Genomic DNA, 25692 nt, shown 5'->3' with positions numbered 1-25692 from the left:
TCCCCACCACGCGGCCCCGGCGCTTCGGCTGGGACCGCGCCAGGTTCTCGGTGGCACGGGCCGGGCGCGCCACGTCTCATTGTCGTGCCGGGACCGGCGACACGTACGCAGACGGCACGGCGGAGTCAGCCGAACAGGTGGGAACCGAGCGGGTGCTGCCGGTCGAAGCCGGGGAGGATCAGGAAGGTCGCACTGGCGGTCGTGGTGGTGAAGGGGAGCAGTGCGTCGGAGGTGTCCATGCGGCTGAGCGTGGCCGTGAAGGTCCGCAGGTCGTTCTGGAAGCTGATGAAGAGCAGGCCGGGGGCGGGCTCGTCGGTGCTGTAGGAACGGCGGAGCATGTGGCCGACGCCGACCACGGTCGGGTTCGCCCTGCGGACGTGGGCGTCCACGGGGACGAGATAGCGGCCGTCGGGTGTCTTGGCGCCGAGTTCCGGGCCCGAGGCGACGGTGCCGCCGGAGAGGGGTACGCCACTGGCCCGGCGCCGCCCGAAGACCGCTTCCTGTTCGGCGACGGACAGGGCGGCGAACCGTGTCAGGTCGAGTTCCATGCGCCGCAGGACAGCCAGGGTGCCGCCGGCGACCGCGGGGGGCCCCGCCAGCCACAGGTCACGTTCTTGCTCGGCGTTCGTGTGCGGGCCCACGATGCCGTCGATGAAACCGAGCAGGTTGCGCGGTGCGGTGACGCCCTCGGCGACGGACACGTTCTCACCGCGGCGTCCGGTCTGCCGCCAGCGTTCCCGGATGCGGTCGCCGGCCCGGTCCAGGAGCGCGGCGGCGGCGACCGGTACGAGCAGCGCGTCGTCGGCGCAGATCTGTATCAGCAGATCACCGCCGCGTGCCCGCGAGGCGATCCGCTCGCGGGAGAACCGCGGGAGGTCGGCCGCGCCGGGCAGTGAAGCACCGGCCGACCGCACCAGCCGCGGACCCACGCCGACGGTCACGGTCAGGTCACCCGGGGACAGACCCAGCAGCCGAGGGTCGGACCCGGCGGCGAGGGTGCCGATGGTCTCGCCGAGTTCGGCCAGTAACGGGCCGGGCGCCACCGCGGTGCCGAGGTCGGCCACCACGGCCAGCAGGTTGCGCTGGGCCGACCGGGGAAGCGTGACGCCCGCCTGATGCCGGCCTGTCGCCGGAACCGTCGTGGGCGTGGCCGCCCTGGAAGAGGCGGGCGGGCCCGGCCGGCCGGAGTCCGATGAGCACCCGGCGATGAGACCGGTGGCCGCCATGGCGCCGGTCGCATCGAGGAACGCGCGACGTGACGGGTGGCGATCGGCGCGGTTCATGAAGTGCAGAGTGCCACACTCGCCGCGCGTCCGCCGTTCAACTTTCCTATTGCGGCGGGGAATTCGCCGCCGTGCCAGACTGGGATCATGTCTCGATCAGCTCTTCGCGTGATGGCGGCGGTACTGGGCGTACTGACACTGGTGGCCGGTTGCGGTGGTGGCGGTGGCGGCGACGACGGATCGGGCAAGGGCCGACGGCCGGAGGGCGCGCGGGTGACGATCCGTGTGCCCGGTGACGCCCCGACGATCTCGGACGCGGTGTCCCTGGCCCGGACCGGTGATCTGGTGCTGGTGGCTCCGGGTGTGTACCGCGAGTCGGTGAGGATCGACACGGCTCGCATCACACTGCGCGGCGAGTCCCGGGACAAGGTGGTCATCGACGGGGAGTTGCGGCGGCCGAACGGGGTGGTCGTCACCGCGCCCGGGGTGGCCGTGGAGAACCTGACCGTGCAGAAGAACACGCAGAACGGGGTGCTGGTCACCGGTTCGGCGGCGGCGGTCGCCGGGCTGCCGGGGAGCGGCGGCTACGACACCGGCGATGAACCCGTCACCCTCCTGAAGTCGTTCCTGGTCTCGTATGTGACCGCGACCCGTAACGGTCTGTACGGCATCTACGCGTTCTCCGCGCAGAACGGTGTCATCGAACACTCCTACGCATCGGGCGGGGCGGACTCGGGGATCTATGTCGGCCAGTGCAAGCCGTGTCGGATCGTGGTGCGGGACAATGTCTCCGAACTCAACGCGGTGGGGTACGAAGGCACCAATGCCAGCGGCGACATGTATGTGGCCGGAAACCGTCTGGTCGGCAACCGCGTCGGACTGACCACCAACTCCGACCACCAGGAGAAACTGCTCCCGCAGCGCGACGCCGTCGTCGCCGGCAACCTGATCGCGGACAACCAGCAGCCGCGGACCCCCGTACAGGCCGACGGCGGCTGGGGCATCGGGGTCGGCGTCGACGGCGGCAGCGACAACCGGTTCATCCGCAACCGGATCACCGGCAACACCAACGCCGGGCTCATGATCACCGCGACCGCCGACCTGACGGCGGACCGCAACCGGATCACGGACAACACCTTCACCGCCAACGGCGTCGACGTCGGCTGGACGTTTCCCACCGCCACCCGCGGACAGGGCAACTGCCTGCGAGGGAACGCGCTTCGGAGGACCGTACCCGCAGGGCTCGCGGACACCGCGTCATGTCCGGTTCCCGCCACGTCACCCACGCCGTCCGGCAGCTGGGCGAGTCCGACGCCGCCCGCGGGCATCCCGTTCACCGACGTGGCCGCGCCGGGCCCGCAGCCGGAGTTCCCGCGTGCCACCACCACAGGCGCCACCGTCGTGCCGGACGTTCCCGCGCTGCCGGACATCGCCGACATCGCGCTGCCGTCGGCGTCGCTGCTCGCCGCCGGTGCGCGGGTGCGGACCTCGTGAACGGCGGCGTGCGGACCTTGTGAGCGGCGGCTACGGCGCCGGTGTGATTCCCGGGACCGGCTGGACGGGGACGTACGTCCGGGTGTCGAAGTCGAAGACCACCGGCTGCGGTTCGGAGGCGACACTGACCTGAACCCGGTGCATGGTGCCGTCCGAACCGATCCAGTACCGCACGGTCCCTGACGTACTGGCCTTCGTATCGGCGTCCGGCCCGTTCATGATGTCCGTCCGATGGCCGTGCACCTTGTCCCGCCCGACCCATGCGGCGCCGTTCTGCGGCAGCAGTGCGGCGTTGTCCGGCCGGTCGTTGCCGAGGCGGAGCGCGACGCCCAGCGCGGTGTCGAGGGACATGCCGGATGTCCGCAGCTGACGGCTGTGCCAACCGGACGCGGGTGGCGACGCCGGTGCGGCTGCCGGGGGATCTGTCATGGGGTGGACCAGGACGGTGGTGGCTGTCCACTGGATCAGCCCGTCGCTGGACGTGTCGCGCCCGGTCCCGCGCACCACCCCGTAACCGGTGTGGGTGCGGTAATCGATGGATCCGGTGATCACCAGCCCGCCGGTGGCGTTCGGCACGGTGATCGTCACCGCCCGGCCTCCCGCCTGGTAGTTGAGGAACCGCGTGATCGCCAGCCGGTTCACCTCGTCCGGGGTCAACGCCCTCGGGGCGGTGGGGCCACCGCTGTTGCCGAGGAGAACGAAGGCCGTGATCGAGGCAGCCATGATGCCGATGACGGCGGCTGCCACCCAGCGCGACCTCGGCCACCGGCGGCACCGCCCTGCCGCGCGCCTCAGGAGACCCTGCTTGCTATTGATGCTCCGCGTTCTGATGCTCCGCACGCGGCGCGACTGTAACAGGTCTCCGCCGAGGCACCCTCAAACTCTGCGTTTACCGGACATGACGTTGAGTCAACTTGTAGGCTCGCCCCTGCATTTGCCGCGTGGGCAAAAGTGTGGGACGAGGTAAAGGAATGCCATGCCATTACGTGGAGTGGTGCGGTTAGGGCTGTCCGGCCTCCTACTTGTGGGGGGCGGCGCAGGCGCGGTCTTGACCGGCGCCGGGCAGGCCGACGCTTCGGCCTCTGACGGCACCCTGACCGTCCAGGTACTGCGGGACTTCTTCGGCACCGGCGTGATCAACTCGACGATGGACGTGCCGCAGCGGGGAATGAAGGTCGATGTCGCCGACTCCGCCGGCCATCACGTCACCGGTGTCACGGATGCCACCGGAAAGGTCATCGTGCCGCCGTCGAACGAGCTGACCGGCGGCCGCTACCGGGTCGATGTCACCGTCCCGGCACCCTACAGAGACTATCTGCGGGCGGCGCCCGCCTCGACCGCGCCGAACCACTTCGACAGCTTCACCACGTTCGTGGACGTCTCGGACGGCAAGGACGACTCGGTGATCACCGGGGTCTGGGACCCGGCCGACTACACACTGCCCGATTCCCGCTATTTCGTGCCGATCCAGAGCGGCGCGGGCGGGACGGACACCCGGGCACTGGTCGCGTTCGGGACGGACGCCCGCGGCAACTGTCCCGACCAGCAGGCATGCCCGGAGGTGCTCAACACGCAGGACCAGGTGGGCACGACCTTCGGGCTGGCCTACGACAAGTACCGCGACCAGCTGTTCCAGTCGGCTTTCGCCCGGCGGTACACCGAGTACGGGCCGGACGGCGGTGACGCGATCTACACCGTGCCGGCCGACGGCGGGGGCGCCCCGAAACTGTTCGCGAAGGTGCCGGGCGCCACGGAGACACCGCACGACACCGCCAACCTGATCAAGGACGCCGGGTTCACCGACGCACCGGGCAAGGAGAGCATCGGCGGCCTGACCCTGTCGGAGGACGGCTCGACCCTGTACGCGGTGAACCTGCTCACCCGCAGCCTGGTCAGCTTCGACGCGACCGGGCCCACGGCCTCGGCGCCCAAGGCGACCGTGCCGATCCCCGACCCGGGCTGCGCGTCGGCCGACGACTGGCGTCCGTTCAGCCTGGCCACCCACAACAACACCCTGTATGTCGGGGGCGTGTGCAGCGCGGAGAGCACACAGGAACGCTCGGACCTGAAGGCCGTCGTCGCCACCTACGACGGCGAGCGGTTCACCACCGTGCTGTCCCAGCCGCTGACCGCCGAGCGCGGGAGCGTGCTCACCAGCAACTCCGGCCGAGACCAGGTCAACCACTGGAACCCGTGGAACACCGACCTGGAGGACTGGGACACCTTCAGTGTGAACGGCCCGATGATCAATCCGCAGCCGGAGCTGGCCACTACGGCCTTCGCCCGCGACGGCTCGCTGATCCTCGGCTTCCGCGACCGGTTCATGGACGTCGTGAGCTGGGGCGGGCTGGACCCGAGGCCGGGCAACAACACCCCGCAGAACGGCATGTCCGGCGGCGACATCAGTATGGCCTGCGCCACGCCCACCGGCGGGTACGAGTGGGAGGGCACCGGAAGCTGCCCCGACCACGCCACGGACCCGACCATTGACGGGGTCCAGCCCGGCGGCGTCGTCGAGTACTTCCCGGGTGACTTCTTCCCGAACGGCGGCTCCGCGACCCAACCCGGGCCGCACCAGGAGTCCGCGCTGGGATCGGTCGCCTACATCCCGCAGCAGCAGTGGGTCGTCAGCACGCAGATGGACCCGACCGGCAATGTCATCACCAACGGAACCGGCTACTACGACGTCGCCACCGGCCTCGGGCCCGGCAACGACCCGGCCGCCAACGCCTACCAGTTCATCGGTCCGAACCAGAACGGGTTCGGCAAGGCCGGTGGTCTCGGCGACATCGCGTACGCCGCGGCGAACGCGCCGATCCAGATCGGCAACGTGGTGTGGTACGACGGCGACCACAACGGCGTCCAGGACCCCGGGCAGGTGCTGCTGCCGGATGCGACGATCAACCTGCTGGACGCAGAGGGCAAGAAGGTCGCCACGACCACGACCGATGCCGCCGGCGAGTACTACTTCGGCGGTGTCGGCGCGGACTACGAGCTGACACCGGGCGCCAAGTACACCGTGCAGTTCGATGTGTGCACCGCGGACACCAGCGAGGTGCCGGGCCGGCCGGCCGCCACCGACCTGAGGTTCACCTTGCCGAGGGTCGGTGACGACCGGGTACATGACTCCAATGTGACCCCGCCGACCACCGGCCGGCTGTGCGATGGGTATGCCCCGGTCACCGCACCGACCACGCCAGGAGGGGTTGATCACACGATTGACGCCGGCGTGTACATCCCGCAGGAGGCATCGCCGACACCCACGCCGACCGCATCCCCGTCCCCGTCCCCGACTCCGACACAGGCGCCGCCGACGGCCCCGGCGCCCAACACCCCGGCACCGGCCGGCCGGCCCCCGGGCTCCCTCGCGAACACCGGTACGTCCGGCCTGGGGGAGGTTCTCGCCCTCGTGGCCCTGCTGCTCGGTGCGGGTGCGACAGCCGTCCTCGTCAGCCGTAAGCGGCGCGCAAGGCACCGCTGACACCCGAAACCCCCGACGGGCCGGTGCGATGCACCGGCCCGTCGGCATGACCGGCTCGATCACCGGCAGCAGCGGAGCGATCCGCGTACCGAAGGTGGCGGTGGGGTCTCAGTTGTTGAGGTCCGCGAGCATGAGGTTGGGGTCGTTGGCGGTGGTGTAGGCGGCGCTCAGGACATAGACGGTGTTTCCACGCAGCGCGATGGATGTGGGGTTCTGGAGACCGTCGGTGGTGCTCAGGACGGTGGTGTGGCGGCCGTTGGGCTGTACGAGCGCGACCTCGCCGGGGCCGTTGAGGGTGGCCAGGATCTGGTTGCCGTGGCCGGTGAAGGCGAAGTCGTCGACGCCGGTCAGGCCGGTGGCCCGGATCTGCACACGTCCGGCCTGCCCGCCACGGAGGACGGGGATGCGCAGGAGGGTGGCCTTGTCGAGGTTGGTGGCCCACACCGCCCCGTCGCGGATCTTCAGGCCGTTGGCGCCGAGGAATCCGGCGGAGGCCAGCTCGGGGGCGGCGGACCAGACGGTGGGGGTGCCGCCGGTGGCGGGAACGCTCCAGATGGTGCCGCGGACCGAGTCCGTGATGTAGAGGGTGCGCGTACGCGGGTCCAGGGCCAGGCCGTTGGGCAGACCGTCGGCGGGCAGGGCGGCGATGCGCCGCGGTTCGCCGCCGGGGCGCAGGCGCCACAGGCCCGTGAGGCTGTCGGTGCCTGTGGCGTACAGGAAGTACAGGGTGCCGTCGTGGGTTCGGGCGATGCCGGTGGTCAGGGCGAAGCCGAGTACCGGGGTGTGGATGCCGCCGTCGGCCGGCTCGGGCAGTGTGGCCAGGATCCGGGTGTCGCCCGCGGGGGTGACCTGGGCGATCTGGCGAGCGGCGGCGAAGGTGACGTAGGCGGTACCGTCCGGGGACAGGGCGATGTTCTCCGGCATCCGCCCCTTGTCCAGGTCGAAGTGGGCGGCGATCCGTGCGTTGGCCACCGGGGCTGTAGCCGTTGTGGTGGCGGCCGACGCGGGAGCCGGACCGGTCGCGGCGACGGCGACAGCGGCGGCGGCCGCGGTCAGGGCGGTGGCTGACAGGGCGGTCTTGGAGAGCTTGTTCAGCATGATGCCTTCACTGTTTTCTGGTCGGGGTGTGAGGAGTGCGGGGGATTTCGGGCATGCGGCAGCGGTACGCCGACGCGCGAGGGTGTTGGGCGGCTCCGGCCCCGGAGAGGGCGGGGCTCGGCAGCGGCCGGTGGTGCGTTGGTTCGGGTCTGCCCCGGTGCGGGCGGGGTCAGATGGTGCGGGCGGGGTCAGCTGGTGCTGACGCGGGCCTTCGGCCGAGACGGGGTGGCCGGAGCCGTGGCCTGGGCGAGCAGGGCCAGGGCGGTACGTGAGGGTGAGCCGGCCTCGGTGGTGGCGACCACGATGCTGGGCCCCGTCCCGTGACACAGGGTCTGCTGGGTGACGGTCAGTGTTCCGACCAGCGGGTGGCGCATCTCGTAGTCGGCGACATCGCAGGCCTTGACACGGTGGTCGGCCCACATCGCCGCGAAGTCCTCGCTCTTCGCGCTCAGTTCACCCACCAGAGCGTGCAGTGCGGAGTCCTCCGGGTACTGGCCCGCCACCAGGCGCAGATTTCCCACGACCGCCCTGGCCTTGGCCGGCCAGTGCACGTACAGGCCACGGGTGTGAGCGTCGAGGAACACCAGCCTGGCCATGTTGGGGCGCCGGGCCGTCAGGTCCGGAGCACCGGGGTCCAGGTGTCCGGCGAACAGCGCGTGGCCGAGCCGGTTCCAGGCCAGCACGTCGCTGCGCCGGCCGATCACGATCGCCGGGACGTCCACGAGCGCGTCCAGGAGCTGAGAGGTCGCCTCCGTGATCCGCTCCGGCGCCGGGCGTCGGCCCCGGCCGCGGGACTTGGCCGACCGGGACAGGTCGTGCAGATGCAGACGCTCGGACTCGTTCAGGCGCAGAGCCTGGGCGATCGCGTCCAGTACCTCAGGTGAGGCGTTCAGCGAGTGCCCCTGTTCCAGCCGGGCGTAGTAGGAAGGGCTCACCCCCGCCAGCAGCGCCAACTCCTCACGTCGAAGGCCCGGTACACGGCGGCGCTCCCCGTAGGTGGGCGTCCCGACATCGTCGGGGCGCAACTGGGAGCGTCGGGTCCGGAGGAACTCCCCGAGCTGCGATCTTCCGTTCATGGATCCGAGTATGGGCCGACCGGAACGACGCTGCCTCCCTCTGCCGGGGATAGGCACCGGCAGGTGTGGCTGCCCAGCGGGACAGCCGAGGGAGGCGGTGGCGGCGGCAAAGGCGGACATGCCCGAGCCGGTGGTGGGCGGGCAGGGCTTGCCCACCACCGGGCGGCGGAGATCGAGACGACAGTTGACGGGCGGCCGTCGTCACCGGGTGCGAGGCGTCGAGGAGAAGTAACGGTTCGCGGCAGGCAGGAACATCAGCAGGACCGCACCCGCCGCCGGCAGATTCGGGCTGACCCCGCCGAACAGGTCGTGCAGCGACCCGGCCACCGATCCCGGCCGGAGTCCGTTCATGCTCATGCTGTCGAGGACGGACAACAGCAGAAGAGCGCCGACACCGACGAGGAGCGTCCCGGTCGGATGCCGCAGCCGCGGCCGGCCGCGGACTTGCTTCGACGGCTGTTGCCGAAGGGCCGGTGGCTTACTCGTGATCAGCGCCGTGATCAGTGCAGAGGTGGGCGGTGAGGGCCGCACAGGCCCACTCCTCCCAGGCCTCGGGGGACCAGCCCCGGTCGCGGACAAAGATCAGGTAGAGCTCCGGGCTGAGCAGCCCGTACAGCAGGTCGGCGGCGCGGGCGGTATCGGTGTCGGGGCGGGCGTCGGGTTTGGAGGTCAGCGCCTGCGCCGCGGCGTGCTGGACGGTGTAGCGCGGGTCGGGGCCGGCAGGCCACTGCGCGGCGATCTCCGGGTCCGTGGCCGCCGCGGCCGCGATCAGCGGCATGATCGGGGCGACGCGGCCGAGGATGTCGCGTACGCCCCGCACGTGGGCGCGCAGTTGGCCGGCCGCGGTCGGCTCGGCGCACGCGGCGCGGAACCAGTCGCGGTCCATCGTGGCGACCGGTTCGGCGTCGCCCGCGATGGAGGTGTCGACGACGTCCTTGAACAGCGCGCGCTTGTTGCGGAAGACGAAGTACACGGTCTGGACGGCCACTCCCGCGCGATCCGCGACCTCCTGAAGGCTTGTCGCGCCGTACCCCTGCGCGACGAACAGGTCCCGCGCCGCCGCGACGATCTTCTCGCGGGTACGCCGCGAGCGCTCGGCCCGCTTGTCGGGGCGCTTGATGTTTCCGTCGGATCCCTTGACTGCATCCATGACAGGAGTCTATCTCTAGAGTTGACCACTAGAGTTGGACTCTAGATTCTTGGAGGATAGCGATGAGTGAGACTCGGACGGCTGCGGAGCTCGATCAAGAGGCTGCTGTACGCCGCGAGTTGGAGGACTTCTACCGGGACGGCAGGCCGCCGTGGGACAGCGGCATCGTGCCGCCCGAGCTCGTGGCCCTGGTGGAGGGGGCTGACGCACTGGTGCCGGGCCGGGCCCTCGAACTGGGCTGCGGCACCGGGACCAACGCGGTGTACCTGGCCCGGCACGGCTGGCGGGTGGCGGCCGTCGACCTGGTCGACCGCGCGGTCCGGCAGGCGAGGGAGAAGGCCATCGCGGCCGGAGCGGATGTCACAGTGCTGTGCGGGGATGCCACCCGACTGGACGAGGTGGGCGTGCCCGGCCCGTACGACCTGTTCTTCGACCTGAGCTGTTACTGCGGGATTCCACCGCACCGCCGCGACGCCTACGCGGCCGGCCTGACGAAGCGTGCCGCTCCCGGCGCACGACTGCTGATGTTCGGCTACGGGCCCGAGGCGTTCGACGACCCGATCTCCGGTGTCACCGCCGACGAACTGACCGCCAGGTTCGCCGAGTGGCAGCTGGCCGACGTGACACCCGGTACGAACCCGGTCCCGACGTTCTGGTTCACACTGCACCGCGTCGCCGCCACGGCATGAGCGCCAGAGAGGCGACGCCGTACACGATCGGGAGCCTCGAACGGGCAGGCAATCCGACGGTCGCGTGATCAGCCGACCGCTGCCTTGTCTGGCGTCAGGGCGGAGATGTCGTCGTGCGATACGACTGATGAGCCCGTTCGGGTGACGTGACATCGCTCGGGTCCCACACGCCCAACGAGGCTGATAACACGGGAACATGACGAAGTTCAGCGCCTTGGGGCTCGCGCTCCTCACCGCTCCGCCGCTGCTCGCCGATGCCGCCCTCCACCATCACGCGGTCCCGCTCCCCGTCGGACTGGGGGGCGGAGGCCGCGCCGTGGCCTCTCCGCTGACGGGCTGGACGTGACCGCGCTCACCCGGGACACCGAAGGCTGCGGCCATATCCGGGCCGCCTTCACCTCGGCGTCCTGATCCGTCCGCTCCGCTGCGGTCACGTCGCCCTGCACGCGGCCGCAGATCCATCCTCCGCACCGGAAAAAAGGGTGTGTCGTGCGGGTCTTGTTCACCACTCTCGCCAGTCCCTCGCACGGCCGCGCGCAGCTCCCTCTGGCTCGGGCGCTCGCGGCGGCAGGACACGATGTGCTCGTGGCCACCACCCCGGCCCTCGCCTCCGTCTTCGCGCGGGACGACGTCCGGGTCGCTGTGCCCGTGACCGTGCTCACTCCGCAGTCCTTCATCACACCCGAACTGGTCGACCAGGCGACGCGGCCGGGCCGGGGGAGCGGTGAACAGCAGGACGTCATGGCGAGCCTGCTGCCCCGCATCGTCTCCGGCCCGATGGCCAGGAAGCTCTGGGAAGAGATCTTGCCGGTGGCGAGGGAGTTCCGGCCGGACCTTGTCCTGCGTGACGGCATGGACCTGGGCTCCTGCCTGATCGCGGAGCGCCTCGGCATCCCGCAGCTGTCCACGCCGTCGGGCACCAGCAACTTGATCGACCCCGCCCAGGTGCTGCCCGGCCTCAACGACCTGCGGAAGGAACTCGGGCTCGCCTGCCAGCAGGACCCGCTCTCGCTCGTCCCCCACGGGCACATCGACTACGTGCCGCCCGCCTTCTCGTTCGCCCGGCACCTGCCCCCGTCGTGGGCCTACCGGCAGACCCTGTCCGTGGACCGCGGCTCCGTCCTGCCGCAGTGGATCGCCCAACTGCCCACCGACCGGCCCCTGGTGTTCGCCGCCCTGGGCACCGCGCTGCCGATGGTCAGGAAGTTGGCAGCCGACGACGGGCACGAGCGGCCGTCGCTCCCGGTGCCGGACCCGACGGGGGCACTGCGGTCGATGATCGAGGCGGTATCGCGACTGGACGAGTGCACCGTCCTCGTCGCCACCTCCGGCATCCCGGCGGACACCGACGGCTTGCCGCCGCACGTGCATGTCACCGACCGGGTGCCACAGCCCCTGCTGCTGGACTCCGTCGACCTGTTCCTCACTCACGGCGGCTTCAACAGCATCCGGGAGTCCCTGCGCACGGCCACCCCCATGGCGGTGCTCCCGCAGTTCGGCGACCAGTTCGCCAACGCGCGCCGCGTCGAGCGGCTCGGCCTCGGCCGGGAGATCACCGAAAGTACCCCGGACGGCATCAGTACAGCCCTGCGCGAGACCCTGGCCGACCCACGTGTCCTGGCCAGAGCGCGTCAGGCCAGGATGGCGATGCTGACGCTGCCGGAGATCGACAGCGCCGTGACTGATCTGCAGGAGATCATCTGTGCCGGCGCACCAACTCGTTAGAATCCGTCGCGCAAAAACCAGGGCGACAAGGGCGTTTGGGGCGCCCGGTCCTGCCCCGAGCTATTGACCCACTCTCTCCTCGGCGGCGTGATCAGCGGGTCGCAGACGGAGGCGCCCCGTTCGGCTCCGGCAACGACCACCTGGCCCTGTGGGAGTCCGGCCGGAACCTGTACGGCGCTGTACTCAACCGGTACGACGGAGCCGCCACCCGCAACAAGGTCCAGGCCGCCGTGAAGGCCGTCGCCCGGCTCGACGCGTACCGTCTGTCGAAGCGGGGACACACGGTGGAGGGCTGCCTCGTTCCAGCCGCATGGGAAGCGCCGTGTTCGTGGTGGCAATCGGCATTGCCGCCGTCATCTGCATAATCCTTTTGGATCGCGCTCTGTTGTGGGCAGAGCGCCGTGAATGGATCTACTACCGCAAGACGAAGGGGCGTAGTGCGGTGCTGGTGGAGGAGTTCTCTCCGGCCGCACAAGCGGTGAAGCGGGCGATGGAGCAGGAGAGGGCTCCGCAAGAACGTCCGGCCCGCCGAGGGCCCGCCACTCGGCGTGGACTTGGAGATCCGCGTCGCGCGAATCCACCTCCGGAAGAATACCGAGGGTGACTCGCCTTCTTGATCCGATCCTCACGGTCGAAGCAAACGCAGACGATCAGAGGGCGGTCAGCGAGAAACCGCCAACGCGGATGAGACTGAGCGGGAATCCGCCGGCTTGGATGCGACAGGACAGCGTCCGAGATCAGCGGAATTCCGGGATACCGGGATATGGCGGCATACCGGAATGCCGGGATACACGGATGCTCGCCAACTACAGCGGACATTCGCCAGATACGAGGAGACCGGACACGGTGTCCGGTGAGTTCGGCCACCGGTCTGCCGCGCGCGGACCTCAGTCCGTCCGATCGAGCACCTGCCGCAGAATCTCGGCGAGGCGGGCGATATCCTCCGGCTCGCAGTCGGCGAACGGGGTCCGATCGAGCGTCAGCCGCACGACGCGCTCGCGGATCTCCCGACCCCGCTCGGTCAGCACGGCCACCCGGACGCGCCGGTCGGCGGGATCCGCGCCGCGCTCGACGAGCCCGTGGTCGATCAGCTGATTGACGACGAAGCTGAGGTTGGGCGCATTGCAGTGCATGCGGCCCGCCAGCACCTTCATGGACGGTGCGGGCTCATCCGGATCGATCAACCACAGCGCCTGCGCTGTCGCGGCCGTGAGTCCCAGCTCGTCCAACGGCTTGGCGAGGCGGTCGGCGGTGCGCATGAACAGCTCGTGGTTGGCGCGCACCACCGATTCCAGAGCCTCGTTCGTCATGGCCGAAGCCTAGCACTGTGCTTCGAGACTCGAAGCTGTTACGTTACTTATGCTTCGAGACTCGAAGTACTTGGGTTGCTCCGGCGCGCCTCGACGGCGGCCGGCCGCACGGGAAGGAAACACGCACATGGGCGTCTACTCCGGCATCACCGCTCTGGTCACCGGGGCTTCGAAAGGCCTGGGCGAGGCGTACGCCCGCGAACTGGCTTCCCGCGGCGCCCGCTTGGTGCTCGTGGCCCGCTCCGGCGACGCGCTGCGCCGGAACGCCGAGCGGATCCGGGAAGAATACGGAGTCGAGGTCGAGACCGAGGCTCTCGACCTGGCCGTCGCCGACGGGGTGCCCCGGCTGATCGCGGAGCTGGACCGGCGGGGCCGGACCGTCGATCTCTTGGTCAACAACGCGGGCGCCGGTACTGTCGGCCCCTTCCTGGACTCCGCGCCGGCGCGGCACGTCAGCTCGGTCGAGCTGAACATCGTGGCCCTGACGCGTCTGACCCACGCGCTCGGCGGCCGGATGGCCGCACGGGGGAGCGGAGGCATCATCAACGTGGCGTCCACGGCGGCGTTCCAGGCCATGCCGTACCAGGCGACCTACGCGGCGACGAAGGCGTTCGTGCTGTCGTTCACCGAGGCGCTCGCCGAGGAGCTCCGGGGAAGCGGGGTGCGGGTCATGGCAGCCCATCCCGGAGCCACCGCCACGGGATTCTTCGACGGCACCACCGCCACGATGCATCCCGCGTTCACCGACCGGCCCGAACGCGTCGCGGCCAGGACCCTCGACGCCTTCGCCAAGGGGGCCATAAACGCCTACCCGGGCCGCGCGAGCACGCGTGCGACCACCTGGGTCGGCCGGCTGCTGCCCCGCACCGCGGTAACGCGTGCCACGGGGCGGTTGAACCGGAGCCTGGGCCACCACCGCGCGCGTCACCTCGACGCCCCGGCGGCGCCCGCGCAGCCGTGACCCACTGCGGGGAGCACGCGCACCGCTACATCCGCCCGGCTGTTCGCGGCAGGCTCAGTTGACCCCATGTCGGCGGTGATCGACTGACCTCCACAGCCAGCTCAGCGGCCCGTCGTCCGGGGGACGACGGGTCCGATCGGTCATCCAGGACTCGTGTTCCGGGACCAGACTCGCTGAATCGTTCGGTAGTCGATCACGACGATGTCCTCCTGCTGGAGAACCTCACGGGCCTGCGGCGACGTCAGGAACTCGTAGTCCGTCCGCCGCACGGGCCAGCCACGATCGACGGCTTGCGACTCCTTGTCGCCCAGACTGGGATGCACCGCCCATTCATTCAGCCCGGCAGGCAGGTCGCGCAGCATCTGAACGTATCGGGCCGTCTTGTCTTCGACGCCGAGGGAGAAGCTGTCCAGGAAGTCGTTGTCGATGACCGGCAGCCCGCGTCTCCGCATCGCATGGCGCCCGGGTTCGAGCCAGACCCGGACCGCGAGGCCGTACTCCGCCGCCAGCGCTACGGTCAGGTCGAGGATGTCGTGGCGGCCGCCATCGGCCAGGCAATGGAAGTCCAGATGGGTCGGCGTGAGCCCGGCGTCGGCGACAGCGTCGACCTGGGCGCGGAACTCAAGTTCGATCTCATCGAGCCGAGCCCGGCCGAGCAAGGCCGCCCGCCCGGCGGGTGTCGGCGAGAACAACTCGCCCGCGGAGTCCAGCAGTGAGGGCACTCGTTCTTTGGCGATCAGCGGCCCCCACGGGATGTCGGGCATCTCGCACACCAGAGTGAGGTGGATTCCGAACGGGATCCCCGGCCGTCGGCCGAGCATCTTCACGGCCTGGGGCGCCCCAGGACAGGGGACCATCAGGCTGCACGAACTGGCGATGCCCTCTTCCACCGACTCGATCACCGCGGCGTTGATCGCCGGATACATCCCGAAGTCATCGCAGTTGACGATCAGCAGCCGAGCATCAGGCGGATACCCCAGCAACTCACTCGACTGCTCCGAAGACACGACGGCCGCGGGAACGCTGACTTCATCCATGCACGCAGTGTGAGACCTGGTCCGGATCTCCGCACGGCGACTTGACCGCCGTGGAGCGGCAGCGCCGTCATTTCTCGGGTTCTGACTCAACTTCCGTGCCGAGTAACGCTCCGTTAGGGCAGCTCATCGAAGAGGGCGATGGAAGGTGGCGATGGGACAAGCACTGCGCGCAGGCGGGCGAGTACGGCCCGCCACTGCTTCCAGTCCTCCGGGTCAACCCAGTTCGACGCCGGCCCGGCCTCGTCACCGGCGATGCGGACGAGTGCTTCATCAGCGAGCACCCGAAGGCCGGGCCCGCCCAGTTCGCAGGGCTCCGCTACGCTTCAGCTCCGCCGCCGCAGGCGCTCGTCGCCATCACCCGCAGCCGCCAGGCCCCGGGATGAACTGCTCCGCCCCACCCCGACTGGAGGTCACCTCAGTGTTCCCCGCAAGGGCACTTGCCGGTGCCCCGTTGGCTCTGGCGATTCTCGCCCTGTCCGGCTGCTCCTCCCACTGGGGCTGCACCGACACGACGGCGGAGCGCGGTGAGGCCGGTGCCAGGGTGCAGGTCGAGGACACGTCCGGGCGGCCTCTCGGCGTCACCGCCGAGGTCGTTGACTGGCGCCTGGAGCCCCACCCGCAGGTGCCCTCCGAAGGTGACCGGGTCCACTTCCACTATCGCTTCGACGGCGCCGACGAAATGTCCGGCCCCGCAGTGGACGCCTGCGCGGTCGATAGGGAACGCGTGGCGTTGGGGTGTCAGACGGTGTATTCGTCCGAGGCGTGGCCCCGGCCGGACGGTGATCTCACGGGGGACGACTGGCTCTCCGTCGAGCACCCCGAGCAGGTTGCCGGAGTGCTGTTGATCCCCAATGACCAGTCCTACGACGGACGAACCTGCGAGCAGGACATCAAGGACGGTGGCGGTCCGCATCCTCCGGAACCAGCCGGGATGGGGGACCAGCTGTAAGGAGGTCAAGGCGGTTGAGCGCGAGGCATGGGCCTGCCGGCGCCCTGGTGTCTGCGCTGTTGGCGGTCGGATTGCGCGTGCGTCGCCCCGGATCGACTTTGCTGCGGCCGCTCCGATCCTGCCGCACGGCTTCAGGAGGGCATGATCGGAGCGGGCCTGGGCCGAGGCGATTCGTGATCTCGTCGAAGGCCGGCTCGATCTCGGATGGGCCCGTCTCCTTCGGCGGGGCGCGACCTTCGCGGGCGGCCCGGAGGCGGACGTCCTTGCCTGGGGCGCATCAGGGACGGCCGGGAGCCGTCCGGCAAGGCCCGGTCGGTGACGACCTCTCAGGGCCGGTGATCGCATGACCACGCCGGCGCAGCCGAGCGCGTCGACCTGGCCCGCCAACCCTGGTCGCGGCCCGTGAGGCGGCGACGAAGAACGGGAGCGGCCCGGCGCGGAAGCTGCGGCGCCGGGCCGTTACGGTCCGCCGCTACGGCCGCGGACCGTACGGTCTCGACGAGGCGATCACGGCGATGATGACCGACCAGCCCGCACCCCACGCCCAGCTCAGCCAGAAAGGCCCGCTTCGGGTCCGGTAAACCTCGTCCGGGACCACGTCGTCTAGGCGCGCTTACAGGCCTCGTTGATGTGGGTGCCGTTGGTTATCCCGAGCGATATCAGTTTCGCGGTACAGAAGGGATGGGCGCCGCCGAGGTACGTGCCGTGGCTGCATGCCGACCGAACGCCGTCCCCGACGAGGTAGCCCTTGCCGGCCAGGTAGTTCGTGCACTGGCTCTGCGTGGCTTGTGCCGAGGTGGCGGTCGCCAGCGGTACTCCCACTGCTCCCACGGTCATCGCCAAAGCGACCAGAGCTCGTCTCATCTTCATGTTTTCTCCCCGTTGGGCCCCGGGCGTCTCCCGGGGACACGTGGTGGTGGCGGGATCGATGTTGCCGTGGTGTCGCCAGAACGGCATCGGAGTAGAGACCACACTTCTTGACGATGCGTCTACATCGCAGTTCCGAATGCCGGCAGCGTTGTTGGCCTCGTATCCGAGGGCGAACCGCCGTGGACCTGGTGACGGTAGTCGCGGGGCGAGAGGCCAAATGCGGTGGTGAAGGCGCGGGTGAAGGCTGCGTGGTGGGTGAAGCCCCAGCGGGCGGCGATGCGGTGGACAGGGACCGTGTGCTGGGCTCGGTCGGCCAGGTCGCGGCGGGCGTGCTCCAGGCGCTGGCCGCGTATCCAGGCCGAGACGGTGAGGTCCTGGTTCCGGAAGAGGCTGTGCAGGTAGCTGGTTGAGATGTTGTGCGCGGCGGCGATCGCACCCGGTGTGAGACCCGGGTCGTGCAGATGGTGCTGGATGAAGGTCCGGATGCGCAGGGGCAGGGTCCGGCGGTGAGTCTCGGGCGGCAGGTCGTTGTCGGCATCGAGGTGATGGGCCAGCGTGGCGGTGAACAGATCGATCAGGATCGTCTCCAGCCGCTGTTCGTCAGCGGGCTTGTAAGAGCCACTGTCGTCGGCCAGGCGGACCAGAAAGCCGGCGAGCTGTGCGCCCATCCCTTCGTGTGCCGACATCCGGCGGGTCAGCAGTCGGCCGACGGCCTGCGCGGGCAAGGGCACGAGCGTCTTGGGCACTTCGAGCCCCACGCCGCGAAGAGGCTCGCCGAATACACGGCATTCATAGGGTTGCGAGGTGTCGACGATGTACATCTCGTTGGCGCCGTGCACGGCTTCGCGCCCGGCTTGTGAGATGGCCATCGAACCATTCATCGGTAAGGAGAGGTGGTAGTTCTCCGGATCGGACTGCCGGATCAGCTTGGGAGTCCGCCGGCAGCGCATCGGCTGCTGCATGTCTCCCGGCCAGATCGAGAGAGCACCGAGTTGGAGGAGGCTCGTCTCCGCGCGGAATGTGGAGTGGGAGTCACTGTTCATGTCCATGGGACACAGGAGGCGGGTCATGCACTCACGCCAGTAACCGAATCGTTCCGCTGCGGGCACTCCCTCGGTCCGGAACACCGTCTCGATCATCGCCTCCTCCTCTCGCGAGAGGGGCGCGGCGCTGGTTCGTACGGTGAGGCCCATGGACTCCAGTGGCCGCAGACTTCATGGAACCGGGCTTCCATGGTGTACTCCTTCGCCCCGTTGCTGTTGGCGGTCATGCCTCTTGGACGGGACAGCTCCCGCACGTTGTGACACGAACGAAGGTGACCTGCGTCTCCTCTCCGGCCGCGCAGGCAGTGGTATGGGAGCACTCCGCGGGAAGCGAGAGGCGACTTCATGTCACCACACGGGTTGTATGAGCACGGACAACCGGATAGGACTGTGCGCGTGACTGATCAACGCAGCTTCGCTCGTACCGTCATCACGCTTTCCCTGGCCGTGATCGCCTGTTGTGCGCTCACTTTCACCATCATGCTGTTGGCCGGGAGTCCCGCTGTGCAGCCGCAGCGCGTTCTGGATCAGGACGCGCTGGCGCGGGCCGTGCTCAACAACGTCGAATCCGACGACTCGTTCGTCAAGCCCCCGACCATCGACGATGTCAGCTGCCCCGCTTCCATCCCCGTCGAGGCGGGCCGGGAGTTCGAATGCAAGGTCGTCGGCGTCGGCGACGGCAACAGCAGCGGCCGTGCCTGGGTCAAGGTGAAGATCAAGGACGATCAGGGCGACCTGTCACTGGGCTGAGGACGGCAGAGCGGGCGAGAGCGGGACCGCAGCCGTGACATCGGGGCCATCCGGGCCCCTGCGGGATCTTCTCTGCACCGATCTGGGAGCCCGGCCGGCCACCGGCTTGGGGCCCGGATCTGCCTGGAGATCCGGGCCCTCGGCGGGGCGGGGGTCAGCGGGTGCTTGTCCGCCGGCGCCGACGGAGCACGGCGGCTCCGCCCACGAGGACAAGTGCCGTGCCGGAACCGCCGGCCAGGAGCAAGGCGGAGGGTGAGGCGTCGTCGTCCGTGCGCTGGAGGCTGTAGCCGCTGGAATAGCCCTTGCTGTCGTACTCCGAGCCGGGCAGCTTGTCGGCGTAGCGGGCCTTGACCAGTTTCTGGTAGTCGCTGAGTGACACCGACGCCTTGCCGCCCAGTCCTTGCCGGGCCTGGTCGTTGAGTGCCTCGACGGTGAGGAGCTTGAGCTGGTACCAGCCGCGGATCTGCGGCTCGGTGAAGACCAGCGTGCCCGCGGTGGCCTTGCCGGCGTATGTGGCGTCGCTGTCGCCGTCGCGCATGGCCGCCAGGTGCCAGCCGCCGCCCTGGGTGGGGGCGAGGATGACGGTGGCGTTGCGGCCGTTGACGGTGGTGCTCAGCGAGGAGACCAGCTGCGTCAGCTTGATCGCCTCGGTCGGCAGTGGCCGGGCGGTGCCTGCGGCGAACCCGGGGGTGATTTCGTTCCCCGCCACCGGGTCCTTGATCGTGAAGACCGGGAGGCCCTGGCAGGGCTCGGCTGTTTCGGGGATCGTCTGCACCGGCTTGCCGGCGTCGCCGGTGGGCACCGGAGTGCGCAGGAAACGGCAGACGGCGTTGCGGACGTCGGTGGACTTCACCGCGTTGAGTGCGGCCCGGTAGTCGGGGATGTCGGCCGGAAGAGGGTCCTTGGCCGGGGCCGCGTGCGTCGGACCGACGACGGACAGCAGCGCGGACGCACTCGCTGCGATGACGATGGACAGACGGGAGAAGCGGGAGGCCGCCCGCTTGCCGGACATTTTGGTGCCGCTGGTGTCGCGCATGTCGCCTGCCTTAGCGGGAGATACCGATGCGGGAGTGGGTCCACTTGGACGAGCTGTTGCTCACGTAGTCGTTGTAGTTCCACCACGTGTACGTGGTGGTGTCCGGCCACGGGTCGGCCACGGCGATCGTGTTGTTCGACGTGTCGAAGCCGTAGACCACGTTCATGTGGCCGCCACCGGACGTCCACCCGATGCGGGCGCCGATCGGCCGGGCCGCCTTGACTTCGGTGTACACCTGGTTGAACGTGGCCGCGTTGTTCAGGCCCGAGCCGGGGTGGGTCATGCCGAGGCTGCTCCAGCCCCTGGCCATGTCGTCGAGTGTGGCGGGCTGGTTGTTGCAGCCGTAGGAGGGCTGAGCCCGGTTGCAGAAGTCCGTCTGTGTGGAGCCGAGGCCCTGGAACCTGGCGATGGTGAGCCCGGAGGCGACCCAGCACCACTGGGTCTTCTCCTGCTTCAGCATGGCGATGCTGTCCTGGCCCGCTTCCGCGTGAGCCGTGCCTCCCGCGGCCACGAGCGATCCCAAGGCGGCCAGCGCGATGGCCGACGCCGTGGTTCCGTACCTGAATCTGCCCATTATTCCTGCCTTCCCTTGATTGGGTGCAACGAGATGAACGGGACAATCTGGCAGGGGTATGACAGCACATCACTTACGACGCATATAGAGGACTTACAGGAAACTGCCCCCTACTGATTATTTATCAGGTAATTATGCGACTCGATCGCTTGGCTTTCGCCGGTCCGCGGCGGTCATCGTGCCGGACGGGACGGGTGCTGAGGTGCTGTGGTGACTGTATGGACGGTTCACTCGTCAGCTGCTCCGCAGACGGCAGACGGCAGACGGCAGACGGCAGACGGCAGACGGCAGACGGCAGACGGCAGACGGCAGACGGCAGACAGGAGTCAGGAGTCAGGCACAAGGGCGCACACGCAGGTCATACAGTCCTTCCAGCAGTGGGTGATGACCGGGGCTTCCGGCCGGCCAGGGTCTGCCGGAGGCCGCGGTGTCACGACGCGCTGGATCCTGACCATGAGGAGTGACGATCTGCATGCCGCACACGACGACGCCCGACGGCGTCGGTATCGCCTATCAGGTGCGGGGCGAGGGGGCGCCGCTGGTTCTGCTGGCGGGCCAGTCGAACAACCACCACTGGTGGGACGGGGTGCGTGACGATTTCCACGGCGACCGCAGCACCATCACGTTCGACTACCGCGGTACGGGGCAGAGCGACAAGCCCGACACGCTCTACAGCACCGAGCTGTTCGCCCTGGATGTGATCTCGGTGCTCGACGACCTCGGTGTCGACCGGGCCGATGTCTACGGGACGTCCATGGGCGGGCGTGTGGCCCAGCAGCTCGCAGCCCGCCATCCGGACCGGGTGCGCGCCCTGGTGCTCGGGTGCACGTCGCCCGGCGGGCCGCACGCCGTTGAACGTACCAACGAGGTGCGCCGGTCACTGGTGCGGACGCGACCGGATGCGGCGCGACAGGCCCTGCTGGAGCTGATGTACACCCCGGCCTGGCTGGCGGAGAACCCCGGCCCGTACCGGACGCTCGGCGACCCGGGGATGCCCGCCCATGCCCGGCGTCGCCACCTGGCGGCCAGCAACCAGCATGACGCGTGGCAGCTCCTGCCGGGCATCGGCGCACCCACTCTGGTCGTGCACGGCAGCGACGACCTGCTCAACCCCGCCACCAACAGCCCTCTGCTCGCGGACCGTATCCCCGGCGCCCGGCTGCGCATGATCACCGGAGCGAGGCACGCCTATTTCGAGGAGTACCGCGCCGTCGCGAGCCCGCTCGTCCTGGACTTCCTCACCACAGTGCGGCAGCGGTGACGAGAGGCGCAGCGTACGGGTGGGGAGCCGCTCGGTAACGTCCCGCGCTACGCCACTGCCCTCAACGCGGCCTGGAGGAAACGGGCTTGGGGTGGGCGTTGCCGTGGACGTGGTCTTCACGTGGGCTTCCGGCGGGCGGTGGAGACCACGGCGGTGTTCGCGGTGACGATCACCGCAATGGCGAGCCAGGCGGGAGTATCGAGCTGCTGTCCGAGGACGGCGAGGCCGACCAGGGCGGCAAAGACCGGATTGACGCTCATGAACACCCCGAAGAAGTGCGCCGGGACGCGGCGCAGCGCCAGCAGGTCGGCCAGGAACGGCACCGCCGAGGAGAGCACCCCCGCCGCCAGGGCGCAGCCCAGCGCGGCGGGCGTGGGCGGGTGGTGCCACAGCACCCACGCGCCGACGGGAAGGTAGAGGGCACCGGAGATTGCCGCTGCGGCGGCCGAGCCTTCCAGGCCGGGCAGGCGGGCGCCGACGGTCCGGTTGAGCAGTATGTAGCCGGCCCAGCATGCCGCGGCCAGCAGGGCCAGGCCGATGCCCAGGTAGTCGGTGGAGGGTGTGGGGCGGGTGAGGACGGCTATCGCGCCCGCGGCCGCCACGGCGGCGGCCAGGTCGACACGGCGGCGTGAGCCGGCCAGGGCGACGGTCAGTGGTCCGAGGAACTCCAGTGTGACGGCCAGCCCGAGTCCGATCCGGTCGATCGTCGTGTACAGGGAAAGGTTCATCCCGGCGAACACCAGGGCGAGGCCCAGGACGGGACGCCACTGCGCGGCGGTGAAGTGCCGCAGCCGGGGTCGGCCGACGGCGCCGAGGACCACGGCGGCCACCCACTGGCGTACCGCCACCACCCCGGCGGGCCCGAGTACCGGGAAGGCCAGCGCCGCGATGGAGGCGCCCGTCTGGTTGGACAGTCCGCTGCCCAGCATCAGAGCGACCCCGGCCCCGCGCCCCCTACCCCGTGACGGGGCGGCCCCGTCGGCCGCAGTGGAACGGGGCGTCGCGGAGGAGGAGGATTCGAGCGTCATGCCTCCCCACGATGGGAGAGCCACCGGTATACGCAAAATGCATCCATGCACGCGCCTATACGCTGGGTGTATGGATGAGTTGGGGAGCAGGGTGGCCGGGCTGGAGCTGAAGCACTTGCGGTGCCTGGTCGCCATCGTGGACACCGGCAGTTTCACCGACGCCGCCCATGAACTCGGCGTCTCGCAGGCCGCCGTCTCCCGTACCCTCGCCGGCCTCGAAAGACTCCTCGGGGCGCAACTGCTGCACCGCACCAGCCGCAGCGTGGCTCCCACCGCCGCAGGGGTGCAGGCGCTGGCCCGCGCCCGCGTCCTGCTCGCCGGCGCCGAGGACCTCGTCCGCGAAGCCACCACCGGCCACACCCGCCTGCACATCGGCCACGCCTGGTCCGCCTTCGGCCGGCACACCACCGAGTTCCAGCGCCGTTGGCACGAACAGCACCCCGAGACCGACCTGCGCCTCATCCGCCACAACAGCCCCACCGGCGGTCTCGCCGAAGGGCTGTGCGACCTCGCCGTCATCCGTGCTCCGATCGACCTGAAACCGTGGTCCCACGCGCGGATCGGCGACGAGGCGCGCTGTGTCGCCATGGCGTCCGACGACCCATGGGTCCGGCGGCGCAGTATCCGCCTGGACGAGGTCCCGACCCGTACCCTGGCCATCGACCGCCGGACCGGCACCACCGCCCTGGACCTGTGGCCCGAGCGAGAAGGCCCCGCGGTCGAGTTCACCCACGACATCGACGACTGGCTCGCCGCCATCGCCACCGGCCGCTGTATCGGACTGACCCCTCAGGCCACCGCCGCCCAGTACCGCCGCGACGGCATTGCCTACCGCCCTCTCCGAGGCGCCGAACCGGTCCCCGTCCACCTCATCTGGCGCGCCCACACCACCCATCCCGCCACCCACACCGCGATCGCCCTCGCTGCCGGCCTCTACCGCGAAGGCCAAGGCGCCCCGCGCTCGCGTAAGTGACCCGGTGCGCGCGGTTCCGCGCGGGACGGGACAAAGCCAGACGAGACGCGTCAGGAGAGGACCGAGCGGCCGGTGGGCGCCAGCCGCAGTATCCGGGGCGCTGTTGTCTGTTCTCGCTCGATGCCCGGCAGGATCTCGTCCCGAACGAGGGGAAGGGCCAGTACATCGGCGAGGTGTTGCCGGCACGTGCTCTCGGCGGGGTAAGAGGTGAAGATCGCGGCGACGTTCTCCCCACTACGGACGGGCAGCCTGGGGAATGTGTTGTGTGCGGTCTCGGTGGTGAGGGCGACGAGTGGCGCGGGGCCTGTCGTGTGCAGGGCGGGAAGGAGCCCGTCCCGTATCAGTGCGACGCCGTCGGGACGTCCTGGAGGGAAGGACCACACGGTGGCGGACACGAATCGGTCCGGTGCGGGAGCGCCGATCCGGGGACGCTCGGACGAGGAGCGAGTGAAGCCGTTCTTGTCCGAGAGGGGGCGCAGGAGCAGGACGTCGTCGGAGTCGACCATGGTGGCGTTGGCCCGGGGGCCGTGCTCGGCCCAGGCGGGGCCGTTGTAGAAGGCTGTCAGCGCGTGGTGTCGTGCCGCCATGTCCCGGAACCCGCGTAGCCAGACGAAGCGGTCCGGGTCGTCGAGGTCCCGGAACTGGCCGAGGACGAACATCCCGGCCTCTTCCTGGGTTTCGATGAACTCCCGGTCGAACAGCTCGATGAGTTCGTCGCGTCGGCCGGGACGCAGCGTGTACTGGCGAAGCTCGATCACGGCGATGGTGTCGGCAGGATCGGTAGGGGGCACGGCAGGCTCCTGTTCAGCATGGTGCTTCCGGTGGATTCCCGGCTCGTTCGCCGGGAGCCGGGTACGGACCGACGCTATGGCGGCCGTGTGCCAGGGGGTGTCAGGGTTTCCGGGGAGAATGTGCCCATGTCTGCTGGTCGACTGCTTTCGGTGCTGCTGTTGCTGCAATCACGTGGCCGCATGTCGGCGCGAGGGATCGCCGACGAGTTGGGTGTGTCCATGCGGACCGCGTACCGTGATCTGGCGCGTCTTCAGGCCGCGGGCATTCCGGTCTACGCGGAGACGGGCCGCAACGGCGGCTACCGGCTGCTTGAGGGCTATCGCACCCGGCTGACCGGAATGAGCGAGGGTGAGGCGCGGGCGCTGTTCTTCGCCGGGCTGCCCGGCCCCGCCGCCGACCTGGGACTGGCGTCGGAGGTCGCGGGAGCACGGCTGAAGCTGCTGGCCGCGTTGCCGGCGGGACTGCGCGAGGAGGCAGCGCGGACTGCTGAGGTCTTCCACCTGGACGCCCCGGCCTGGTACCGGGAGCCCGAACAGACGCCGCATCTCACCCTGTTCGTCGACGCGGTGCTCACGCGGCGAGTGGTGGACGTGCGCTACCGGCGTTGGCGCGCCCCGCAGGAGGTGGACCGCCGCCTTCGCCCCTACGGGCTGGTCCTCAAGTCAGGTGTCTGGTATCTCGTCGCCGCTTCGAAGAGCCGGATCGCGACCTACCGGGTCACTCAAGTCCTCGACGCGATGCTCAGCGATGAACTATTCGACCGACCGCCGGACTTCGACCTGGGCACGTACTGGAACTCCTATCTCGACGATTTCCGGACCCGCCGCTACAGCGGCCGGGCCACCATCCGCCTCTCCCCGCGGGGGCTCCGGCGCCTGCCGGACAACCTTCCGCCGGAGGTGGTGCGGGCGGTCGAGTCCACGGCCAGCGCCGTCGGCGACGACGGATGGGTGGAGGCGGTCATACCCACCGAGAGCCCCGAGCACGTGTGCGGTGAGCTGCTGCGGCTCGGTGTCGACGTCGAGGTCGTCGCGCCTCCGGAACTCCGTCAGGCCATGGCTGACACGGTAGGCGTCCTCGCCAGAGTGTACGGAAGCACCTGACCTGCCAGGACCCACATCCGGCGGCAGCGTGGCCTGCTCTCGACCGCTGCCCGAGCACCCCTACGCCGC

25 protein-coding genes are annotated in these 25692 nt (G+C 69.7%); 11 read left to right on the top strand and 14 right to left on the bottom strand.

Annotated features, from left to right (window positions below):
* Positions 1-125: 125 nt before the first annotated feature.
* Entirely contained in the window at positions 126-1283 is a 1158-nt protein-coding gene (locus tag CU044_RS00730; protein WP_129766380.1) for a Dyp-type peroxidase, read from the bottom strand.
* An 87-nt stretch (positions 1284-1370) separates the two neighbouring features.
* Between CU044_RS00730 and CU044_RS00725 the strand changes: the two genes are divergently transcribed.
* Positions 1371-2717, top strand: a complete 1347-nt coding sequence (locus tag CU044_RS00725; RefSeq protein ID WP_129766379.1) for a right-handed parallel beta-helix repeat-containing protein — start codon at positions 1371-1373, stop codon at positions 2715-2717.
* Positions 2718-2747: 30 nt separating this feature from the next.
* Here CU044_RS00725 and CU044_RS00720 read toward each other — a convergent pair whose 3' ends face one another.
* Positions 2748-3440, bottom strand: coding sequence for a hypothetical protein (locus tag CU044_RS00720; RefSeq protein WP_193563846.1), 693 nt, complete (start codon positions 3438-3440; stop codon positions 2748-2750).
* A gap of 253 nt (positions 3441-3693) precedes the next feature.
* On the opposite strand from CU044_RS00720, the gene CU044_RS00715 reads away from it, so the two are divergent.
* Positions 3694-6198 (top strand): SdrD B-like domain-containing protein, encoded by a 2505-nt coding sequence (locus CU044_RS00715; protein ID WP_129766378.1) that lies wholly within the window; start codon positions 3694-3696, stop codon positions 6196-6198.
* 108 nt (positions 6199-6306) lie between these two features.
* Here the strand turns inward: CU044_RS00715 and CU044_RS00710 are convergent, their stop codons facing one another.
* The 4 genes from CU044_RS00710 to CU044_RS00700 form a co-directional block, all read right to left on the bottom strand.
* Complete coding sequence (locus tag CU044_RS00710) at positions 6307-7296, bottom strand: SMP-30/gluconolactonase/LRE family protein (protein ID WP_129766377.1); 990 nt, start codon at positions 7294-7296, stop codon at positions 6307-6309.
* A gap of 188 nt (positions 7297-7484) precedes the next feature.
* The gene (locus tag CU044_RS00705; protein WP_129766376.1) at positions 7485-8372 is read right to left on the bottom strand and encodes a helix-turn-helix transcriptional regulator; all 888 of its coding nucleotides are present in this window, start codon (positions 8370-8372) and stop codon (positions 7485-7487) included.
* Positions 8373-8573: 201 nt separating this feature from the next.
* Positions 8574-8729, bottom strand: coding sequence for a hypothetical protein (locus CU044_RS38280; RefSeq protein ID WP_165371734.1), 156 nt, complete (start codon positions 8727-8729; stop codon positions 8574-8576).
* Between the two features lie 121 nt (positions 8730-8850).
* Positions 8851-9522 carry a TetR/AcrR family transcriptional regulator gene (locus tag CU044_RS00700; RefSeq protein ID WP_129766375.1) on the bottom strand — a complete coding sequence of 224 codons (672 nt, stop codon included), beginning with the start codon at positions 9520-9522 and terminating at the stop codon, positions 8851-8853.
* 62 nt (positions 9523-9584) lie between these two features.
* Here CU044_RS00700 and CU044_RS00695 point away from each other — a divergent pair, with 62 nt between their 5' ends.
* The 3 genes from CU044_RS00695 to CU044_RS00690 all read left to right on the top strand — a co-directional run bounded on the left by CU044_RS00695 (position 9585) and on the right by CU044_RS00690 (position 11936).
* The gene (locus tag CU044_RS00695) at positions 9585-10211 is read left to right on the top strand and encodes a methyltransferase domain-containing protein (RefSeq protein WP_129766374.1); all 627 of its coding nucleotides are present in this window, start codon (positions 9585-9587) and stop codon (positions 10209-10211) included.
* A gap of 196 nt (positions 10212-10407) precedes the next feature.
* On the top strand, positions 10408-10557 hold the full coding sequence (locus tag CU044_RS38275; protein ID WP_165371733.1) for a hypothetical protein: 150 nt from the start codon (positions 10408-10410) through the stop codon (positions 10555-10557).
* 143 nt (positions 10558-10700) lie between these two features.
* On the top strand, positions 10701-11936 hold the full coding sequence (locus CU044_RS00690; protein WP_129766373.1) for a glycosyltransferase: 1236 nt from the start codon (positions 10701-10703) through the stop codon (positions 11934-11936).
* Between the two features lie 887 nt (positions 11937-12823).
* Here CU044_RS00690 and CU044_RS00680 read toward each other — a convergent pair.
* A complete protein-coding gene (locus CU044_RS00680; protein WP_129766372.1) occupies positions 12824-13246 on the bottom strand; it encodes a MarR family transcriptional regulator in 423 nt (140 codons plus the stop codon).
* A gap of 127 nt (positions 13247-13373) precedes the next feature.
* Between CU044_RS00680 and CU044_RS00675 the strand changes: the two genes are divergently transcribed.
* Positions 13374-14207, top strand: a complete 834-nt coding sequence (locus CU044_RS00675) for an SDR family oxidoreductase (RefSeq protein WP_129766371.1) — start codon at positions 13374-13376, stop codon at positions 14205-14207.
* 140 nt (positions 14208-14347) lie between these two features.
* Here the strand turns inward: CU044_RS00675 and CU044_RS00670 are convergent, their stop codons facing one another.
* Positions 14348-15244: a polysaccharide deacetylase family protein gene (locus CU044_RS00670; RefSeq protein WP_129766370.1), complete on the bottom strand. Its 897-nt coding sequence runs from the start codon at positions 15242-15244 to the stop codon at positions 14348-14350.
* 418 nt (positions 15245-15662) lie between these two features.
* Here CU044_RS00670 and CU044_RS00665 point away from each other — a divergent pair, with 418 nt between their 5' ends.
* Positions 15663-16193 (top strand): hypothetical protein, encoded by a 531-nt coding sequence (locus CU044_RS00665; RefSeq protein WP_165371732.1) that lies wholly within the window; start codon positions 15663-15665, stop codon positions 16191-16193.
* Positions 16194-16796: 603 nt separating this feature from the next.
* Here the strand turns inward: CU044_RS00665 and CU044_RS00660 are convergent.
* Together CU044_RS00660 and CU044_RS00655 are read right to left on the bottom strand one after the other, a co-directional pair.
* The gene (locus CU044_RS00660) at positions 16797-17063 is read right to left on the bottom strand and encodes a hypothetical protein (RefSeq protein ID WP_129766369.1); all 267 of its coding nucleotides are present in this window, start codon (positions 17061-17063) and stop codon (positions 16797-16799) included.
* Positions 17064-17182: 119 nt separating this feature from the next.
* The gene (locus CU044_RS00655; RefSeq protein WP_129766368.1) at positions 17183-18202 is read right to left on the bottom strand and encodes a helix-turn-helix domain-containing protein; all 1020 of its coding nucleotides are present in this window, start codon (positions 18200-18202) and stop codon (positions 17183-17185) included.
* A gap of 300 nt (positions 18203-18502) precedes the next feature.
* On the opposite strand from CU044_RS00655, the gene CU044_RS00650 reads away from it, so the two are divergent.
* The gene (locus CU044_RS00650) at positions 18503-18856 is read left to right on the top strand and encodes a DUF4333 domain-containing protein (protein ID WP_165371730.1); all 354 of its coding nucleotides are present in this window, start codon (positions 18503-18505) and stop codon (positions 18854-18856) included.
* Between the two features lie 154 nt (positions 18857-19010).
* Here the strand turns inward: CU044_RS00650 and CU044_RS00645 are convergent, their stop codons facing one another.
* Both CU044_RS00645 and CU044_RS00640 read right to left on the bottom strand, forming a co-directional pair.
* Entirely contained in the window at positions 19011-19892 is an 882-nt protein-coding gene (locus CU044_RS00645; RefSeq protein WP_129766366.1) for a hypothetical protein, read from the bottom strand.
* A 10-nt stretch (positions 19893-19902) separates the two neighbouring features.
* Positions 19903-20466 (bottom strand): papain-like cysteine protease family protein, encoded by a 564-nt coding sequence (locus CU044_RS00640; RefSeq protein ID WP_129766365.1) that lies wholly within the window; start codon positions 20464-20466, stop codon positions 19903-19905.
* 472 nt (positions 20467-20938) lie between these two features.
* Between CU044_RS00640 and CU044_RS00635 the strand changes: the two genes are divergently transcribed.
* Positions 20939-21727, top strand: a complete 789-nt coding sequence (locus tag CU044_RS00635; RefSeq protein ID WP_129766364.1) for an alpha/beta fold hydrolase — start codon at positions 20939-20941, stop codon at positions 21725-21727.
* A gap of 116 nt (positions 21728-21843) precedes the next feature.
* On the opposite strand, the gene CU044_RS00630 is transcribed toward CU044_RS00635, so the two are convergent.
* Positions 21844-22755 (bottom strand): EamA family transporter, encoded by a 912-nt coding sequence (locus tag CU044_RS00630; RefSeq protein ID WP_240045249.1) that lies wholly within the window; start codon positions 22753-22755, stop codon positions 21844-21846.
* Positions 22756-22825: 70 nt separating this feature from the next.
* Here CU044_RS00630 and CU044_RS00625 point away from each other — a divergent pair, with 70 nt between their 5' ends.
* Positions 22826-23728 carry a LysR family transcriptional regulator gene (locus tag CU044_RS00625; RefSeq protein ID WP_129766363.1) on the top strand — a complete coding sequence of 301 codons (903 nt, stop codon included), beginning with the start codon at positions 22826-22828 and terminating at the stop codon, positions 23726-23728.
* 50 nt (positions 23729-23778) lie between these two features.
* On the opposite strand, the gene CU044_RS00620 is transcribed toward CU044_RS00625, so the two are convergent.
* The gene (locus tag CU044_RS00620) at positions 23779-24519 is read right to left on the bottom strand and encodes an NIPSNAP family protein (protein ID WP_129766362.1); all 741 of its coding nucleotides are present in this window, start codon (positions 24517-24519) and stop codon (positions 23779-23781) included.
* 126 nt (positions 24520-24645) lie between these two features.
* Between CU044_RS00620 and CU044_RS00615 the strand changes: the two genes are divergently transcribed.
* The gene (locus CU044_RS00615; protein WP_129766361.1) at positions 24646-25623 is read left to right on the top strand and encodes a WYL domain-containing protein; all 978 of its coding nucleotides are present in this window, start codon (positions 24646-24648) and stop codon (positions 25621-25623) included.
* The last annotated feature ends 69 nt before the right edge of the window (positions 25624-25692 follow it).

Origin of the sequence: Streptomyces sp. L-9-10 (genome assembly GCF_004151105.1) — a bacterium.
Lineage (GTDB): Bacteria > Actinomycetota > Actinomycetes > Streptomycetales > Streptomycetaceae > Streptomyces.
This window is presented reverse-complemented; position numbering and strand designations above follow the sequence as displayed.

Bases quoted from the DNA above. Each gene is read 5' to 3' on its own strand.
- CU044_RS00730 (WP_129766380.1), bottom strand. From the start codon at position 1,283: ATGAACCGCGCCGATCGCCACCCGTCACGTCGCGCGTTCCTCGATGCG.
- CU044_RS00725 (WP_129766379.1), top strand. From the start codon at position 1,371: ATGTCTCGATCAGCTCTTCGCGTGATGGCGGCGGTACTGGGCGTACTG.
- CU044_RS00720 (WP_193563846.1), bottom strand. From the start codon at position 3,440: ATGGCTGCCTCGATCACGGCCTTCGTTCTCCTCGGCAACAGCGGTGGC.
- CU044_RS00715 (WP_129766378.1), top strand. From the start codon at position 3,694: ATGCCATTACGTGGAGTGGTGCGGTTAGGGCTGTCCGGCCTCCTACTT.
- CU044_RS00710 (WP_129766377.1), bottom strand. From the start codon at position 7,296: ATGCTGAACAAGCTCTCCAAGACCGCCCTGTCAGCCACCGCCCTGACC.
- CU044_RS00705 (WP_129766376.1), bottom strand. From the start codon at position 8,372: ATGAACGGAAGATCGCAGCTCGGGGAGTTCCTCCGGACCCGACGCTCC.
- CU044_RS38280 (WP_165371734.1), bottom strand. From the start codon at position 8,729: ATGAGCATGAACGGACTCCGGCCGGGATCGGTGGCCGGGTCGCTGCAC.
- CU044_RS00700 (WP_129766375.1), bottom strand. From the start codon at position 9,522: ATGGATGCAGTCAAGGGATCCGACGGAAACATCAAGCGCCCCGACAAG.
- CU044_RS00695 (WP_129766374.1), top strand. From the start codon at position 9,585: ATGAGTGAGACTCGGACGGCTGCGGAGCTCGATCAAGAGGCTGCTGTA.
- CU044_RS38275 (WP_165371733.1), top strand. From the start codon at position 10,408: ATGACGAAGTTCAGCGCCTTGGGGCTCGCGCTCCTCACCGCTCCGCCG.
- CU044_RS00680 (WP_129766372.1), bottom strand. From the start codon at position 13,246: ATGACGAACGAGGCTCTGGAATCGGTGGTGCGCGCCAACCACGAGCTG.
- CU044_RS00675 (WP_129766371.1), top strand. From the start codon at position 13,374: ATGGGCGTCTACTCCGGCATCACCGCTCTGGTCACCGGGGCTTCGAAA.
- CU044_RS00670 (WP_129766370.1), bottom strand. From the start codon at position 15,244: ATGGATGAAGTCAGCGTTCCCGCGGCCGTCGTGTCTTCGGAGCAGTCG.
- CU044_RS00660 (WP_129766369.1), bottom strand. From the start codon at position 17,063: ATGAAGATGAGACGAGCTCTGGTCGCTTTGGCGATGACCGTGGGAGCA.
- CU044_RS00655 (WP_129766368.1), bottom strand. From the start codon at position 18,202: ATGATCGAGACGGTGTTCCGGACCGAGGGAGTGCCCGCAGCGGAACGA.
- CU044_RS00645 (WP_129766366.1), bottom strand. From the start codon at position 19,892: ATGCGCGACACCAGCGGCACCAAAATGTCCGGCAAGCGGGCGGCCTCC.
- CU044_RS00640 (WP_129766365.1), bottom strand. From the start codon at position 20,466: ATGGGCAGATTCAGGTACGGAACCACGGCGTCGGCCATCGCGCTGGCC.
- CU044_RS00635 (WP_129766364.1), top strand. From the start codon at position 20,939: ATGCCGCACACGACGACGCCCGACGGCGTCGGTATCGCCTATCAGGTG.
- CU044_RS00630 (WP_240045249.1), bottom strand. From the start codon at position 22,755: ATGACGCTCGAATCCTCCTCCTCCGCGACGCCCCGTTCCACTGCGGCC.
- CU044_RS00625 (WP_129766363.1), top strand. From the start codon at position 22,826: ATGGATGAGTTGGGGAGCAGGGTGGCCGGGCTGGAGCTGAAGCACTTG.
- CU044_RS00615 (WP_129766361.1), top strand. From the start codon at position 24,646: ATGTCTGCTGGTCGACTGCTTTCGGTGCTGCTGTTGCTGCAATCACGT.